This window comes from Sphingobacterium paramultivorum (assembly GCF_014109745.1).
In the GTDB taxonomy this organism is placed as follows: Bacteria; Bacteroidota; Bacteroidia; order Sphingobacteriales; family Sphingobacteriaceae; genus Sphingobacterium; species Sphingobacterium paramultivorum.
Genome location: NZ_CP058555.1, coordinates 5,217,969 through 5,234,881, shown reverse-complemented (window position 1 = coordinate 5,234,881; position 16,913 = coordinate 5,217,969). Strand labels below are relative to the sequence as shown.

Here is a 16,913-nt window from a genome sequence, read left to right as displayed (position 1 = left end):
TCAATTTGGATAAAAATATTTTAATGAGCGATATTAACCGTTTCTTTTGGAGATGTGCGGGGGTACATCAAGAAACTCTTGAAAAATATCCGGAAGAGCATAGTAAGTACACAGCCATAGGTGCTACTATTTTTTTTACGGGATTGTTTGCCAGCCTTTCGGGTGGCTATGCCATGTATTTCGTATTTAGTGGTGGGGCATTTGACTGGCTTTTGGCCATTGTATTTGGCATCATTTGGGGTTTAGCGATATTCAATATGGATCGCTATATTGTACTTAGTATAAATAAATCAAAAAGTGGCCTTATGCAGCTTCTGCAGGCTCTTCCACGAATTTTATTGGCAATTTTGATTGGTTTGGTTATCTCTAGGCCATTGGAGTTAAAAATCTTCGATAAAGAGATTCGAGAAAACCTCCGTGTACGTTTTCTCGCAGATCAACGCGCTAAAATCGACACGCTCAACAGTACTTTCAATAAGAAATATGCCAATGAGGTTTCGCTTTTAAAAGCGATTACGGTCGAACGTGATTCATTGGAAGCCAGTATTAAAAATGATCGTACAAAATTGAATTACGAGATATTCGGGAACAAAACAACTGAAACATCTGGTGTCATGGGATATGGCCCTTATGCCAAAATGAAAGAAGAAGAGCTGAAGAAAAAAGAGGGTTATTTGGACACTTTACGGAACAAGATAACGACCCAACAAAACGCAATACGTCAGAAACAGAAATTTGAAGGGATATTGGACCAAAAAGTCTTATCCAACGCTTCTTTGGACAGCGCCGTCAATGTCGCTGGTTTTGCAGACCGTAATTCTGCGCTGGGCAATCTAAGGTACGATGCCAATGGAAAGGTCAACGAATCCAATGCAAATGCTGTGTTTTTTATTGCGCTGCTTTTTGTCTTCCTCGAATGTCTTCCGGTAATCGTCAAGCTCTTGGCAGGAAAGGATCCTTATGACAACGAAGTCCAAAACCAAAGGACTATTCATGATTACGAATCAGACACCAATGTCACTGTTCAAAAAGAAGCTGTAGATCGTTTAAAGGATACGTATGTGGATGTTTCGATCAATAAACGGATGAAAGAGCTTTAGTAGAACCTCTAGCATAAGTTAGCAGAGCAGGCTTTGCTTTGCACGGTTAAAAATTATAAACGGGCTTACCTTTCGGCAAGCCCGTTTTTGTTAATCTTCCTCATCTAAAAATTTGGAATCGATCTGTTTATTTGCTTTGGCTCCTAAACGTTTTAATTTCTCCACTTTTCCAATAACGTTCCCAGCGCCTGTAGAGAGTTTTTTAGTTGCATCTTCATGGCTTTTTAATGCGCGCTCCAACTGATTTTGCACCTGTTCCATATCGTTCAGAAAGCTCACAAATTTATCGTACAAACTCCCTGCTTCCTTGGCGATTTCAATCACATTGCGTGTCTGGCGCTCTTGTTTCCATATACTGGCGATGGTACGCAATGTCGCCAGCAATGTCGAAGGGCTAACGATTACAACCTTACGATCCCAGGCATCGCTGAATAGATCTGGTTTTTCAGCGACGGACATACTCAATGCAGATTCAATCGGCATAAACAGCAGGACAAACTCCGGGGATTCGATACCATATAACTCATGATAGTTTTTTGCGGAGAGTTCTTTCACGTGATTTTCCACAGACTGTACGTGTTGTTTTGCGAATATTGCGCGGTCCTCGTCCGTCTCAGCATTGACCCAACGTTCGTAGGCTATCAGCGAAACTTTTGAATCCACAATTAGATGTTTATCTTCAGGGAGGTCGATAATAGCATCGGGCTGCATTCTTCTTCCTTCGGCATCCATAAGAGAGACCTGTAATCTAAATTCGCGATCGCGCATAAGTCCCGAACGCTCCAAAACCCGCTCTAAAATTACCTCGCCCCAATTGCCCTGCTTTTTGGTATCCCCTTTTAATGCCTTGGTTAAGCTATTAGCTTCGTCTTTAATTTTAAGACTCTGTTCGACCAGCTGAAGGACAACTCCCTTTAAAGAATTTCTTTCCGCGGCCTCTTGATTGTAATTTTTATCGACTTTCTCTTCAAACAATTTGATTTTTTCCTTCAATGGATCCAAGATCAAGCCCAGGGAACGATGATTGGTCTCTGTAAACTTTTGTGTCTTCTCTTCCAATATTTTATTGGCAATAACCTGAAACTCATTGTTGAATTGTCGTTTAATCTCGGCGATTTCATTCTTCTGTTCCTGAAATTTATCGAGCTGCGCCTCATAAAAAGAACGTGTACTCTCTAAAGACCGCTCAGCGACCAGAAGATTCTCCCGTTCCTTATCCAATTCATTTTTTAGCATAAGACGTTCTTCCAGCAAACTTTGTTCCCGCTGTTGCGATCTAGCAAGCTCAATTTTTAGTGTTTCAACCTCTTTATTGTACGCAGGACCAGCACTAGTATCGGTATTCTTTTTTAGTACCAATACGATCAAAATGACCAATAACAACACGATTCCCGCAAAGAAAAATATTTCCATGATTTGTATTTTCTGAAGATGGTGTATGCTTACCTGAGCAGGTCCATTTTGCCATCACTGCATTTAATTAAACCTATAACGTCTCAAACTTAATGGATCGACAGGACTAAAAAACAGATAACTCCAATCTGTAATCAGTTTGCACGATGTATTACACACTTCTCTATGGTATGGTGTAATACCAATGTCCCACTTAGTGGTACATTATTGTAACTTTTGGTGTGTTTTCCACCATAGATCAGGCATTTCACCTGAAACAGCCAATTGGTAGTCTTCATAACGGCAAGGCACGAGGTAATAGCGTTCATTGACTGATTTAGATCCAAAATAAGGCACTTGAATCCACCAGCGGTCTGATTTTTTACTTTTCACAAAGACCAATTCATGTTCTTCATTTTCCAGTGTCGTGCGATAAATGATATAAGATGATTTGGGGTACAGTGGCGTATCTTGTTTACGGTTATAGTAACCATCAATAAAGCACCAGATCATTTGGGAAACCAACATAGCCGTCTGCTCCATTGGATCAAAAGTTGGATTGAATTCATAAAAACCGATGGAAGAACATTTATCCGACATCCCGGCATAGCGGGCGAGTTGACAAGCTTCATCGCCAAATAAGCCATTGGGCATTGCATTGGCATTTCCAGGTGCTTCAGAGGCGCGAATGGCTCCAATATCAAAACTAATTAAATCTGCTGCTCGGATCAAAGGCTCTGATTGGTCCATTTTACCGGCAATCATACCGACTCGTGTCGCATTAAAAAATAGTTTATCATACATGTTGATAGACTCTTTACTTACGAGGTAGGTTTGATAGGCTATGGCATTTAAATTGAATAAATAGTCTGGCTGGTGCAAAATAATATGGTTCACATAAGATCGGGAATTCAGGCTTACATTTTCGGCATTTTCCTCATCAAGGTCAAAACGGGCATCTATAATCGCCAGCTCTATCTTTCGCTCTAAGTTTTGATACCCCAAATATTGTGCATAAGTGAGATCCTGTCCACCACCAATGATAATCGGAAGAATATTTTCTTTGACCAGTTCCTCTACGACAGATTTTAAAGCGATATAGGTATCTTGAATTGTATTACCGGCTTTGATATTTCCCAAGTCAACGATATTCATCTTATAATCGCCCTGATATAGCGCATAGAGATGTTTTCGTACAGCATCCGGCGCCTTATCCGTTCCATTATTATTCATGGATGCGCGATCTTCCTCCACACCGACAATAGCCAATTGAGGCTGTTTATCCGCTTCCCAGCTCGGAAAATCTGTTTCATAGGCTTGAATAACGTTTCCTAGTTGAGAACTCAAGAACCCATGCTCAGGAGCAAAACCTGTAATTGAAATCGGGCTAAAGAATACGGACAGTGATGACATAAGCTATAATTTGTAAAATCTCCTATTTGTTCTGAAAACGACTGTTTTAATTGGACTGAAAGAAGCTACCTCGGCTTTCATGGCGTTTGAGACCTGCGAAAGCATGAAGGTTTTTTCAGGATGCAATTCACACAAATATCCATTTATTAACTAACTTTTGAAAACATTATTTTTAACAGTATCTTTATCAAGTGATATTAATAACTGGAGGAACAGGTTTTTTAGGGTCTACACTAATCAGACAGTTGATAGACCAAGGAATTGACGTCATTGCCATCAAAAGAGCTCAATCGACTATTCCGACCTCGTTGTTATCTTCTTCGTTGGTTCAATGGATCGATGCTGATATCAACAATTATTTTGAATTAGAAGATGCTCTTGAAGGGGTTACTAAAGTGTTCCATTGTGCAGCATTGGTTTCCTACCAAAAGAAAGACACTAAAGCGCTCTTTAAAGTGAATGTGGAAGGAACGACAAATGTGGTCAATCTTTGCCTTGAAAAGGGCATTCGCCTGCTCCATGTCAGCTCGATCGCAGCTTTAGGGACAAATAGAGACAACCTGCCGGTATCCGAAAAAGACCATTGGGAACACAATTCACTGACATCCAACTATTCGTTATCAAAATATCAGGCGGAGATGGAGGTGTGGCGTGGCATTACCGAAGGTTTAAGTGCAGTTATTGTTAACCCCTCAGTAATTTTAGGTGCTTCGGCAAACGGGAAAGGCTCTGGAGCTATTTTTTCGATGATCAATAAAGGTCTACGATTTTACCCGAAAGGAAGTGTCGGCGTTGTTGACGTAGAGGATGTTGCTGCGATCATGATTCAATTGATGGAAAGAGATGATATTAGTGCTGAGCGCTATATCATCAATCATCTCAATATAAGCAACAAGGATTTGTTGAGCGTGGCAAGTGTATTAATGAACAGGCCTGAACCGACAATCGAAGTTTCCGAGACCTTACTCCAAATTGCCTCTACTGTTTCCAGTATGCTTTCCGTATTTAAAAAATCGGATACGACATTGACAAAAGAAACAGCTGCGGCTTCAAGTGCCAAATTGCAGTATTCCAACGCTAAAATTCAAGAACTCCTAAACCACAGTTATCGGCCTTTGGAACAAACGCTAAAGGAAATTGCAGATTTATATAACAAACAGTAAAACTATAACATAACAAACAACCGAACCTTGAAACCATCGGAAACCTACCGATATCGTAGATCAGCAATCAGCGCTATTGCTCACGATCGTTTCATAAAAAAATAACAAGATGAAAAACTATTACATCATTGATTTTGATAGTACATTTACACAAGTAGAGGCACTTGATGAACTTGCACGGATATCCCTTGAGAACCATCCGGATCGCGAATCTATTTATCACGAAATTGAGCGGTACACCAATCTTGCCATGGAGGGCAAACTATCTTTCCGTGAAGCTTTGGCTGGTCGCGTAAAACTCTTAAATGCTAATAAATCTCATCTGGATAAACTTGTTTCACATCTTAAGAAAAAGGTTTCAACCTCTTTTTCCCGAAATCGTGAATTTTTCAAGAAACACGCCGACACAGCATGGATTGTTTCAGGAGGTTTTAAGGAGTTTATTACTCCTGTTGTTACACCCTATCATATCAAGACTGAAAATATCTATGCCAATACATTCAGATTTGATGAAGAAGGTAATATCATCGGTTTTGATGAAGAGAATCCATTATCAAATGAAGGTGGAAAAGTGCAATTATTAAAACAATTAAATATTGAAGGAAGACTATTTGGCATTGGTGACGGTTATTCAGATTTTCAACTGAAAGAATCGGGATTAATTGAAAAATTCTTTGCATTTACAGAGAATATCCAACGTAAAAGTGTCACTGAGAAAGCAGACTTCATCACACCTAGTTTTGATGAGTTCTTATATGTAAATGATCTGCCCCGTGCAATATCCTATCCTAAAAACCGTATCCTTTGTTTGATTGTGGGCGACGTACCAGAAATAGCGGCTCATATCTTAAAAAGAGACGGTTTTTCTATCCGTACAAAAGATACCTTCGAAGAAAAGTATGTGAAAGATGTAGGGATGCTTCTATTGGGGGACAATATCGATATCAGTGATGAGCAACTCCAACATGCTGACAAATTAAAAACGATCGGATATTTGGGTGATATCAGAGGGCATATCAATAAGGATATCTGCAATGCTAAAGGTATTGTCGTTTTCGATGATAAGAAAAAGAAAAAGAAAAATTCCGAGTTTATACCTCGGCGGATGGCCGATTTTATCAACAATGGTGATACTTATTTAAGTCGCAACTTCCCAAATCTGATTTTACCAAAAGTAAAACAGGTAACGAGATTACTGCATATCCACCAAAACGTTCCCGGAATTATGGCGCAGATCAATAAGGTCTATGCCCAAAATAACATCAATATTGTTGCCCAATTTCTAATGACCAAAAGTGACATTGGCTATGCGGTAACCGATATACAAGGTGAATATGATAAAGATCTATTGAAACAACTCAAACAGATCGACAATACAATTAAGTTCAGAATATTGTATTAATAGCAAGCGCCGGTAAATATGGGCGGCAGCTATTGCTGCTTAAATTCCGGCTTATGAAACGAGAAATTTATTCAGGCACACTTTCAGTGTGCCTGACTTTTCGCTCAACAACTCTTTTTACACTAAAAACACAGATTATGTCCTTACATCAAGATGCCGAATTAAAGAAAGCTGTCCTTGACCTACCGCAGAAGGAAAAAGACAAACTCCTTGTACGCCTGATAAGCAAGGACAAAATGCTGATCAAGCAATTGCATTTCCAATTACTGGAGAATGCGGATGATTTAGAGGAACGTATTGAAAAACTAAGAAAGCAACTGGCACAATTGTTCGATATTGGTTTAAGTCAAATTGGCAATACGCCACAACACATTCATTTTATTGGACTTAGCAAACTGGTAAAACAGGCAAGCGGCTTAGTGAATGAACACGAAAAAGTCACCAAGGACAAAATCAGTGAAGTAGAATTTAGATGCTATATCCTGAAGAGAACCATTGCTGATTACGACAGGCTTTTCGACTCCTCTTATCAGTCTGCCGCCCACAAATTGCATAAATATATAACAGGGCGTATAAAACATGCGGTGGGTAAATACAGTAAACTTCATGAGGACTTTCAGTTTGACTACAGGGAAGATTTTCAAAATACACTGGATGCTTTTGGTAATACAACACTTAAAAGCTATATTAGTGAACAGAAGATTGACCTCGACCTAAATTAGTCATGAGAAATAGCAAAAACCGCGTTAAAATTGGATCCTTTCATGTTACAGCTTACGAGCAATATAAATTAATTTACTTGGCCACATTGTTGGTGTTGCTCGCTTTTGCCTACACCTTTTACCTCGCGAAATAAAATCCTGCACAGATCAATCTGTTATAGCTTTTTGAGCTCCCCAAAGTCATGCCCTTCTTAACGAGGGATTCAGCCATTTTTTTACCAAAAAATTTAGTACTTCATACCCAATACTTGATACTATTTCGTTAAATTCGCAATTATTCGAAATTTTTGCTCGTGGGAATTCAAGAAATATTAGAAAAATACAGCCAAAGTGAATCTGTCCAGTCGCTTACCAAGGCTATACAATCCAAAAACCCAAAGATTCAGCTGAAAGGGCTTATTGGATCTTCGGATGCGTTCATAGCCGTATCTTCTTACAACTTACAGGAACGTCCAATGGTCTTTATCTTACCGACTCATGAGGACGCTTCTTATTTCTTAAGTGATCTGGAAAGCCTGTTGGATAAGCAGGTTCTTTTTTTCCCTTCGTCTTATCGCAAAGCTTTTGATTTTACACAAACTGACTCTGCCAATGTATTGCAACGCGCGGAGACTTTAAGTTCACTCAACCATACTTCGGAATTACCGAAAATGGTTGTGACTTATCCGGAGGCTATTGCTGAGAAAGTGATCAACCGCAACGACCTGGATAAAAATACGTTGGAAATAACAGAAAACACCGCTCTAAGTATTGATTTCATCAACGAATTTTTGATCGAATATGATTTCGAACGTGTCGACTTTGTGTATGAACCTGGGCAATTTGCGATACGCGGTGGCATTGTAGATATCTTTTCTTTTTCGAATGACCTCCCATACCGTATTGAATTCTTTGGCGATGACATCGAAAGCATACGTACATTTGACATTGAGTCCCAGCTGTCTGTCAAAAAAATCCATAAAGTAACCATTGTACCAAATGTCCAAGCGAAATTCCTAACATCTCAACACATTTCCTTATTGGAATATGTAGATCAGGACGCTACGATCTGGATCAAAGACGCTCAATTTGCATTAGATATTGTAAAAGATGGGTTAAAGAAGGCGGAAAAATTATGGGCGGGACTAACAGATAAGCAGAAAAAAGACAATCCCGAATGGCATAACCCAGCCTATGAGTTTACAGATGAGAAGAATCTCAATGCCTTATTCTTTGAGTTCCCAATCATCGAATTCGGTAAACAGTTCTTTTATAAAGCTGAGGTAACACTCAAGTTCGATATCCACCCGCAACCTTCGTTCAATAAGGATTTTAATCTCTTAATCCATAATTTCAAAGAGAATGAGAGCCAGCGGATCCAAAATTTGATCTTTTCAGATTCAACCAAACAGGTAGAACGTATCTATACGATTCTAGAAGATCTTGATAAATCGGCGACCTTCATTCCGATTCATAAAGCTTTACGGGAAGGTTTTAGAGACGACAGTTTAAAGTTGGCCTGTTACACGGATCACCAAATATTTGACCGCTATTATAAATATAAACGTAAGAAGGCTTACGAGCGCTCACAGGCAATTACACTCAAAGATCTACGGGATCTTAAACCGGGCGATTTCATTACCCACATTGACCATGGTGTCGGCCGCTACGGTGGTTTGGAAAAAGTGGACGTCAACGGTAAGTCCCAGGAAATGATCCGCTTGATCTATGCGGACAATGACCTTTTGTATGTGAACATCAACTCCTTAAACCGCATTTCCAAATATTCCGGCAAAGAGGGTACTGTTCCCAAAATGAATAAATTGGGTACCGACGCCTGGGACAAACTCAAGAAGACGACCAAGAAAAAAGTCAAGGATATTGCGCGCGACCTGATCATGCTTTATGCCAAACGAAAGGCCCAGCATGGAAATGCTTTCTCACCGGATAGTTACCTACAGAATGAACTGGAGGCTTCCTTTATCTACGAAGATACCCCCGATCAGGAAAAAGCTACTGCCGATGTAAAAAAAGATATGGAGTCTCCACATCCAATGGATCGATTGGTCTGTGGGGATGTTGGTTTCGGAAAAACGGAGATCGCTATCCGTGCGGCTTTCAAAGCCGTAGCAGACAGTAAACAGGTTGCCGTGCTTGTACCGACGACAATTCTTGCGCTACAGCATTATCGGACTTTTTCGGAACGACTAAAGGGGCTCCCATGCACGATCGACTATATCAACCGTTTCAAGACACCTAAGCAGATTAAAGATACGTTAGCAAGGCTTGCCGAAGGGAAAATAGACATTATCATTGGCACCCACCGCCTTGTTAGCAAAGATGTCAAATTCAAAGATCTTGGCCTAATGATCATTGATGAGGAACAAAAGTTTGGCGTTACCGTAAAGGAAAAATTGAAAGTCATGCGTGCGAATGTAGACTCGCTGACATTGACAGCAACGCCAATTCCAAGAACATTGCACTTTTCATTAATGGGGGCCCGCGATCTGAGTATCATCTCGACTCCCCCACCCAACCGTCAGCCTGTACAGACCGAACTCCACGTTTTCAATGAAACACTGATCGGGGAGGCCGTCAGTTACGAACTTGATCGTGGTGGACAGGTATTCTTTATCCATAATCGTGTTGCAGATCTTCCGCAGCTGGGCAATTTGATCCGTAAGCTGGTTCCAGGAGCCCGCGTCGGTGTTGCACATGGCCAACTTGAAGGTGATGAGCTCGAGGATGTGATGCTTAAGTTTATCAATCACGATTTCGATGTCTTAATCGCAACAACGATTATTGAAGCAGGTCTTGATATTCCAAACGCGAATACGATTATTATTAATCATGCACATATGTTCGGACTAAGTGACCTGCACCAAATGCGGGGCCGGGTCGGTCGCTCCAATAAAAAGGCTTTCTGTTATTTACTGAGTCCGCCATTATCGACTTTAACACCGGAGGCCTATAAACGACTTTCTGCGATAGAAGAATTTTCTGAACTGGGCTCTGGATTTAATGTTGCCATGCGCGATTTGGATATACGTGGTTCGGGAAACCTATTAGGTGGCGAACAGTCGGGATTTATTGCAGAGATCGGTTTCGAGATGTATCATAAAATCTTGGACGAAGCTATTCAGGAACTGAAAGAGGATGAGTTCTCAGCAGTATTCGCTGATGAGAAAGAACGAAAATATGTGTCCTTTACGCAAATTGACACCGACCTTGAGGTATTGATCCCTGATGAATATGTAACCAATATTACGGAACGGTATAATTTGTATACTGAACTATCCAAATTGGAAAACGAGCAGCAATTGGCAGCGTTTGAAAAAGAACTTGAAGATCGCTTTGGCCCTATCCCACGAGAAGTATTTGAATTATTCAATACACTCCGTTTACAGTGGTTTGGCAAAACGATCGGATTCGAAAAAATAGCGTATAAAAAGCATACACTGAAAGGTTATTTTGTCAATAACCCCAAGTCGAGCTACTTTGAATCTGATCAATTCGGCCGAGTACTGTCCTTTGTACAAAGCCATCCGGAGATCAGCAACCTCAAAGAAGTCAAAGGCCAGCTTCGTTTAGCGTTAAACAATGTGAATACCATTGGTTATGCGTTGAGCCTTCTGAAAGAAATGCTGTAAGACATATTGATGCATCCGATATAAATAAAATCTACATATTGAGTAGATTTTATTTATATTTGATATACAAGACAAACCTTCTTCGAGCTGTTAGCACCAACAGTGCTTTCAAACGAGCTAAGGCTTCCTTACGATCAAAGATTCGACAAGATCGAGTTATGGATACTTAAGGCAATACAAGCATCAATCAATATTATTAGTATGGCTACCAATACCGAAACGATACTCGTCCATGAAGGACAGCAATTCAACCAGACATCTGCAGTAACTACTCCAATCTATCAGACATCCACATACATTGCAGATCCTGACCCAACGGAATACATCAAGGCTGCTACCGAACCGAAACACCCTTATTTTTATCATCGTCATGGCAACCCGACGAATAGCCAAGTAGCGTCCATCCTAGCAAAATTGGAAAAAACGGAGGATGCACTTGTATTTGCAACAGGTATGGCAGCGATCAGTACAGCCATATTGGCCATCGTTAAATCGGGCGATCATATTGTCGCCCAACATGCACATTATTCCGGAACAGCTATTTTCTTTAAAGAGTTCCTAACGGATTATGGCATCACGGTTACGGCTGTGGATCAAACAGATGTTTCAGCGTTTGAAAAAGCTATTCAGGCAAATACCAAGCTGATTTATATAGAGACTCCATCGAATCCAAATCTCAACATTAGCGATTTAAAAGCACTCGGAGAGCTTGCCAAACAGCATGGAATCCAGAGCATGGTTGATAATACATTTGCGTCCCCTATCAACCAAACCCCCACAGATTTTGGAATAGACGTCGTTGTTCACAGCGCCACGAAATATTTGGGCGGACACAGCGACCTCACTGCAGGTATCGTCTGCGGTACGCGGAACTATATCGCCAGCGTATGGAAACGATCCGTCGCTTTGGGAGCATCACTCGCACCGCTTGATTCTTGGTTACTATTACGGGGATTGAAAACATTAAGTCTACGCGTCAAACAGATCAATATAAATGCGCTGAAGCTGGCCGAATTTCTGGATCAACATCCAAAAATCAAAAAAGTCAGTTATCCTGGATTACCCAATCATCCACAACATGAGCTCGCAGCCCAACAAATGAACGGTTTCTCGGGTATGCTTTGCATCGATGTCAATGGTAAAGATGAAGAAGAGGCATTTTTAAATGCGCAGAAACTCATCAATGGGCTGCATATATTTATCAATGCAGCCAGTTTGGGAGGGGTCGAATCGCTTATTGTACACCCCGCGAGTATGTGGGGCGGTCATCATACGAAGGAACAGAAAGAAGCTTCCGGAATCACGCTAGGCATGTTGCGCATCTCTGTTGGAATTGAGCATGCCGATGATCTAATCGCCGACTTAAAACAGGCATTAGACCAGCTTAACTAGGACTTGTGTGGTAAGTCGTTATCAAAAAAGACAAAAAATAAGGGGAATAACATGTTCATGTTATTCCCCTTACTGTACCTATGTCTTATGAAAGTACGCGGGTACCATCGGCAATCCTGACCTGAATAACCGAAAGTTCTTTATCAAATTTCTGTTTGTATTCTTTTTCGAGTGTTGGCAAAATTGAAGGTAATACACCTTCTTTGATGATATTGATTGTACAGCCACCGAAACCGCCCCCCATCATTCGGGCACCGATCACCTCAGGAAATTGCTTGACGTAATCCACTAAATAATCCAGTTCCGGGCAACTGACTTCATACACTTTACTTAATCCCTCATGGCTCTGAAAAATATACTGTCCAAGCTGAACAACATCTCCTGAACGTAGTGCATCACACGATTTCTCTACGCGTTCATTCTCACGGACCACAAAGCTAGCTTTCGCATAAATATCGGCATCTTTATCTTTCACCAATTCATCAAGCATCGCTATGGTTACATCACGCAGGTTCTTGACTTCCGGGTATTTTTCCTGTACCCATGCAGACGCCTGTTCGCATTGTTCACGACGTGTATTGTAAGCTGTAGAAGCTAATGAGTGTTTTACGTTTGTATTCAATAACACAACTTCATAACCCTTAAGATCAAGTGGAACATACTCGAAACCCAAAGTACGGCAATCCAGTTTGATGACATTTTTCTCTTTACCAAAGGCTGAAGCAAACTGATCCATGATACCACACATCACACCAGCATAGGTATGTTCGGCCTTTTGTGCAATCTGTGGAATCTCAAGTCGTTCGACCTGCAAATCGAACAATTCGCTGAGTGCTAAGGTAACGGCACATTCAACGGCTGCTGAAGACGATAATCCGGCTCCCAATGGCACATCGCCATCGATATACAGGTTGAATCCACCTAGCGTTGCCCCACGTTTCTGATACTGATCAACTACCCCGAGAATATAGTTTGGCCAATGTTTTTCTGAGATTGCAATATCTGCTAGTTTTACCTCATGACGCTCTTTATAATCTTCCGCATAAAGCACAATGTTATCATCCGATCGCTTACTTACAGCAACGTATATTGCTTTGTCAATTGCGGCAGGCAATACAAATCCATCGTTATAATCCGTATGTTCTCCAATAATATTAATCCGTCCGGGGGAAGTAACGACAAGAGGTTCCTCCTGGTAGAGTTCTTTAAATTTATTTACAATTGTATCTTTTGTTATCATCTTATTTAGCTTTATAATGTACTGTCGAACAATTTCGCAACTGTTCTGCGGCAACTTCCGGTGTGATATCACGTTGTGGATTTGCTAGCATCTCATAACCTACCATAAACTTTTTAACAGTAGCAGAACGTAACAGTGGCGGATAAAAGTGCATATGCCAGTGCCACTCCGGGTGGTCACCATCATTTACCGGCGCTTGATGCATTCCTGCAGAATAGGGGAAGGATGTTTTGAAGAGATTGTCATAACGCGTTGTCAGTAACTTGAGGATAGCGGCAAAATCCGTCTTTTCCTTCTCGTCAAACCCTGCAATGTTTTGGATAGATCGTTTGCTGACAATCATCGTTTCGTAAGGCCAGGCAGCCCAAAAAGGGACTAGAGAAACAAAAGAATCATTTTCGTCAATAATGCGCTCCTCTTTTCTCAACTCTGCTTTAACATAATCTGATAGGATTGTACGTTGATATTTATTGAAATATTGCTGTTGCTGAACGCATTCTTTTTGGATTTCTACAGGCAAATGATTTTGTGACCAGATCTGTCCGTGGGGATGTGGATTACTACAGCCCATGATCGCACCTTTATTTTCGAAAATTTGAATGTATTTGATCCAGTCAACCTTGGACAGTTCAACAAATTCCTTCTGCCAAAGATCAATCACTGATTTGATTGCGGCCTGATCCATTTCGGGTAGTGTAAGATCGTGGCGTGGAGTGAATGCAATTACCTTACAGATCCCTCTTTCGGTCTCTGCGACAAATAATTCATCCTCATTAAATTCTTGCTGGCTTGTATCTTTTAATAAAGCCGAGAAATCGTTCACGAAGACAAAACTTTCTTTATAATCTGGATTGATATCACCGTCTGCTCGTTTATTTGTCGGACACAAATAGCATTGTGGATCATATTCCGGTCTATTATCCCCGGGAAGATCCTCCACTTGCCCTTGCCATGGTCTTTTACTACGATGCGGAGACACAAGTACTTTTTCCCCGGTAAGAATATTAACACGTGTGTGGGGAGAGTCCCCAAAGTTTAAAGTTGATTGCATGTTATGTATAACTGGTGTACAGAATACACAATTATAGCTATATTAACTCAAAAGTCAAAGGGGATTTTTTAGGCTTTAAACTTTGGGTCTTGCGCTTTTAGCAATTCGAATATGGTAATTTCAGGCAGAATTCCAACGCGTCCCGGATAACCCAAAAAACCATAGCCGACATTCACATATAATCGTTTGTTCTGTTGTTCACGATATAGCCCTGCCCATTCCTTATAGATATATTGTACTGGACTCCATTGCAACATCTCGGATCTTACGCCAAATTGCATACCGTGTGTATGTCCGGCAAACATCACATCCACGTCGGTATCCAATACCTGAGCCCGCCAATGCGACGGGTCGTGAGATAACAGCAACTTGACAGGCTGCTCTTCGGTACCCATTAGAGCTTTCTTGATATCACCATGTTTCGGAAAACGGCCTGTCCCCCAATTCTGAACCCCGACAATACAAAGCTCTTCACCGTCGACCTTAATCTTACGATTTTCATCCATTAACAGATCCCAGCCCATGATTTTATGAACATCGATCACATCCTTGAGGTTCTTGCGTTTTGCAGGAGAATCTTCTTTACCATAATAATAATCACCATAGTCGTGGTTACCTAATGTAGAAAACACACCTAAATCAGATTTCACACGAGCAAAAATATCTTGATAACCGCGCATTTCAGAAGCTTGGGCATTCACAATATCACCGGTAAAAAATGTCACATCAGCCTTTTCCTTTAAAAGCATATCAATACCACCGTTGACAGCCTTTTTATTGTAGAAAGATCCCGAGTGCACATCTGAAATCTGCGCGATGGTCATTCCATGAAATGCTTTGGGCAAATTTGGCAAATACAACGGTACTCTCCTTACACGATAGTCGTAGGCTCCTGAAATAATACCCCAGCTCAATGGTATCAAGGGTGAGGCACCGACTAGAATACCAGCTTTGGTCAAAAACTCGGATCGGCTAATCCCTTTCACCGGATTTTCCGGTAAAGGGTCTCCGGCATCTTCAACTAGGTCTTCAATAGATCTCTTTTTTGTAAATAGACGTTTTAACCATACACCACCGCGTCGGATATCATCAATTAACAAAATCAAAAAGAAAAATATCTTTGATGCGGCAGTCAGAAAAAAGGCGACTAAAATAACCGACCGTACGATTAAAGGAATACTATATTGTGCTGAGATAAAAACCCCTAATAGTAGTAAAACAGAATAAGACCACCAGAGGATGGAAAATAATTTTGTTTTGGGAAATTTGATCTTCGTTGCACGGAGCGCAAAGAAAATATAAAAATCCAATATGAGTAATACACACGCGTTTACGAACAACATCTTTTACCTATTTTAGTTTTTGGCATTGAGTGCCAATTGTTTTAAAGACTCGATCCATTTGGGATCATCGTTAAGACTTTCTACCAAACAAACCTCTTCTCCACCTAAGTGCTTAAATTCATTAGCATATTCCACGCCAATTTCATCAATGGTCTCGATACAATCCGCCACAAAAGCAGGACTGAAAATTAATAACTTCTTATAACCTTTCGCGGCAAGGTCGTGCAACAAATCCGAGGTATACGGCTGTATCCAGGGCTCTTTACCTAGCCGGGATTGAAAGCAAAGCGAATATTGTTCTTTTTTTAAACCAAGCTTTGCAGCTATCGTCCGTGTTGTTGCATAACATTGCGAGAGATAGCAATATGAATTGGCTGTCGTTTTACAGGAATCACAGCCTGCTTCGGGACATTTAAGTTGACCTGTCGGATCCACTTTGCCAAGCTGTCGCACAGGAAGGCCATGATAGCTAAAGACAAAATGGTCAAAACTTTCCAAATCGTGCCTGCGGGCATGATCTGCATAAGTTTCTGCCATCAAATCGTCTGTACAGAAATTGCTTACGAAACTGATTTCCGGTAGATAATTCCATTTGCGGATTAGCTCCATGACGCGATCTATGACCGAGCCCGATGTTGCCGAAGCGTACTGTGGAAATAAAGGGATTACGCGAATGGACTCCAAAAATAGGCCTTCCATATTTTTCAATGCAGCCTCAATCGATGGGTTTTGGTAACGCATCGCTAATTCGACATGATATTCTTCACCCAATGCCTCTTGAAGCAGATCACGTTGCAAAATACTGTAATGCATCAAAGGTGATCCCGTTTCTTTATCCCAGATCGTTTCGTAAACTTTTGCAGATTTGGGAGCACGTGTACGTGCAATGATTCCCTTTACCAATAAGGTTCGTTGAAAATAAGGAATATCAATGACGCGTGGATCCATTAAGAACTCCGTTAAATACTTTTTTACATCTGGAGTAGTGGGACTATCAGGTGTACCCAATTGTACTAAAAGAATACCTTTTTTGCCTTTATTGCTCATAGCTTACAAAGCTACGCAA

Annotated in this window: 12 protein-coding genes; 6 read left to right on the top strand and 6 right to left on the bottom strand. The window is 40.8% G+C overall.

All coding sequences use genetic code 11. The annotated features are described in order from the left end of the window. Positions 1-23: 23 nt before the first annotated feature. Positions 24-1,100 (top strand): DUF4407 domain-containing protein, encoded by a 1,077-nt coding sequence (locus tag HS960_RS21865; RefSeq protein WP_120335147.1) that lies wholly within the window; start codon positions 24-26, stop codon positions 1,098-1,100. A gap of 90 nt (positions 1,101-1,190) precedes the next feature. Here HS960_RS21865 and rmuC read toward each other — a convergent pair whose 3' ends face one another. Next, positions 1,191-2,513 carry a DNA recombination protein RmuC gene (rmuC, locus tag HS960_RS21860; protein WP_182330628.1) on the bottom strand — a complete coding sequence of 441 codons (1,323 nt, stop codon included), beginning with the start codon at positions 2,511-2,513 and terminating at the stop codon, positions 1,191-1,193. Positions 2,514-2,717: 204 nt separating this feature from the next. Next, complete coding sequence (locus HS960_RS21855; protein ID WP_159727490.1) at positions 2,718-3,905, bottom strand: formimidoylglutamase; 1,188 nt, start codon at positions 3,903-3,905, stop codon at positions 2,718-2,720. A gap of 191 nt (positions 3,906-4,096) precedes the next feature. Here HS960_RS21855 and HS960_RS21850 point away from each other — a divergent pair, with 191 nt between their 5' ends. The 5 genes from HS960_RS21850 to HS960_RS21830 all read left to right on the top strand — a co-directional run bounded on the left by HS960_RS21850 (position 4,097) and on the right by HS960_RS21830 (position 12,213). Further along, positions 4,097-5,068: an NAD-dependent epimerase/dehydratase family protein gene (locus tag HS960_RS21850; protein ID WP_182330627.1), complete on the top strand. Its 972-nt coding sequence runs from the start codon at positions 4,097-4,099 to the stop codon at positions 5,066-5,068. A 109-nt stretch (positions 5,069-5,177) separates the two neighbouring features. After that, positions 5,178-6,470, top strand: a complete 1,293-nt coding sequence (locus tag HS960_RS21845; RefSeq protein WP_182330626.1) for an HAD-IB family phosphatase — start codon at positions 5,178-5,180, stop codon at positions 6,468-6,470. A 53-nt stretch (positions 6,471-6,523) separates the two neighbouring features. Further along, a complete protein-coding gene (locus HS960_RS21840) occupies positions 6,524-7,192 on the top strand; it encodes a hypothetical protein (protein WP_227550069.1) in 669 nt (222 codons plus the stop codon). Between the two features lie 293 nt (positions 7,193-7,485). After that, the gene (gene mfd / locus HS960_RS21835; RefSeq protein ID WP_182330625.1) at positions 7,486-10,821 is read left to right on the top strand and encodes a transcription-repair coupling factor; all 3,336 of its coding nucleotides are present in this window, start codon (positions 7,486-7,488) and stop codon (positions 10,819-10,821) included. Positions 10,822-11,022: 201 nt separating this feature from the next. Further along, positions 11,023-12,213: a trans-sulfuration enzyme family protein gene (locus HS960_RS21830; RefSeq protein ID WP_153844428.1), complete on the top strand. Its 1,191-nt coding sequence runs from the start codon at positions 11,023-11,025 to the stop codon at positions 12,211-12,213. 85 nt (positions 12,214-12,298) lie between these two features. Here HS960_RS21830 and galK read toward each other — a convergent pair whose 3' ends face one another. From galK to hemH, 4 genes are all read right to left on the bottom strand, one after another. Beyond that, positions 12,299-13,453, bottom strand: coding sequence for a galactokinase (gene galK, locus HS960_RS21825; RefSeq protein WP_182330624.1), 1,155 nt, complete (start codon positions 13,451-13,453; stop codon positions 12,299-12,301). A 1-nt stretch (position 13,454) separates the two neighbouring features. Continuing rightward, positions 13,455-14,504: a UDP-glucose--hexose-1-phosphate uridylyltransferase gene (locus HS960_RS21820; protein WP_153844430.1), complete on the bottom strand. Its 1,050-nt coding sequence runs from the start codon at positions 14,502-14,504 to the stop codon at positions 13,455-13,457. A 68-nt stretch (positions 14,505-14,572) separates the two neighbouring features. After that, positions 14,573-15,847 carry a metallophosphoesterase gene (locus HS960_RS21815; protein WP_159727492.1) on the bottom strand — a complete coding sequence of 425 codons (1,275 nt, stop codon included), beginning with the start codon at positions 15,845-15,847 and terminating at the stop codon, positions 14,573-14,575. Between the two features lie 12 nt (positions 15,848-15,859). Then, on the bottom strand, positions 15,860-16,894 hold the full coding sequence (gene hemH, locus HS960_RS21810) for a ferrochelatase (RefSeq protein WP_088163255.1): 1,035 nt from the start codon (positions 16,892-16,894) through the stop codon (positions 15,860-15,862). Positions 16,895-16,913 lie beyond the last annotated feature (19 nt).